Origin of the sequence: Sphingomonas sp. RB1R13 (genome assembly GCF_036663775.1) — a bacterium.
Classification (GTDB): domain Bacteria; phylum Pseudomonadota; class Alphaproteobacteria; order Sphingomonadales; family Sphingomonadaceae; genus Sphingomicrobium.
The window spans coordinates 1-1,000 of sequence record NZ_JAXOJM010000137.1; the positions used below are offsets into that span (position 1 = coordinate 1).

General features: G+C 64.1%; 1 protein-coding gene. It reads left to right on the forward strand.

What is annotated here, in order from left to right; genetic code table 11:
• A partial coding sequence (locus U1700_RS15530) for a glycoside hydrolase family 2 TIM barrel-domain containing protein (RefSeq protein ID WP_332753551.1) occupies window positions 1-1,000 on the forward strand: 1,000 nt, incomplete at both ends.

Consider the following 1,000-nt stretch of genomic DNA (forward strand, 5'->3'; position numbering starts at 1 on the left):
GAAGACGATTCCGGTCCCTGCGATGTGGCAGGCCGAGGGCTATGGCCAGCCCAAATACAACAACATCACCTATCCCTTCCCGGCCAACCGGCCGCTGGTGCCGCATGACGATAACGAGACGGGATCGTACCGCCGCGACTTCACCCTGCCCGAGGGGTGGCGCGGGCAGGACGTGATCCTTCAGATCGGCGCGGCGGGGTCGGCGTACCGCGTGTGGATCAACGGGCAGGAGGCCGGATATTCCGAGGATTCCAAGCTCCCCACCGAATATGACGTCACCCGGTTCCTGAAACCGGGGCGCAACGTCGTGGCGATCCGCGTCCATCGCTGGTCGGACGGCAGCTATCTGGAGGATCAGGACTTCTGGCGCGTCTCAGGCATCGAGCGCTCGGTGTATTTGCGCGCGGTGCCGAAAGCGCGGATCGACGATCTGTTCGTCCATGCGGGCCTCGACAAAAGCTATCGCGACGGCACGCTGTCGGCGCAGGTCGATCTGGCGGGGGCGGCGGAAGGGACGAGCGTGCGCGCGACCCTGCTCGACGCCAATCATGCTGTCCTGACCCGCACCGCCACGCCGACCGGCACGTCGGCGACGATCACGGCGGAGGTTCCCGGCGTGAAGACATGGAGCGCGGAAGACCCCAATCTCTATACGCTGCTGGTCGAACTGCTCGATGGCAAGGGCAAGCTGATCGAGGCGACCAGCCGCCGCATCGGCTTCCGCACGGTCGAGATCGCGGGCGGCGAGGTGCGGGTGAACGGCAAGCGGATCATGATCCGCGGCGTCAACCGCCACGAGCATGATCCCCACACCTTTCGCATCGTGTCGGAGGAGACGATGCGGAAGGATATCGAGCTGATGAAGGCCGCGAACATCAACGCGGTTCGCACCTCGCACTATCCCAATGATCCGCGCTGGTACGATCTGGCCGACGAATATGGCCTATACGTGATGAACGAGGCCAATATCGAGAGCCACGGCTATTTGAGCCTCACCCAG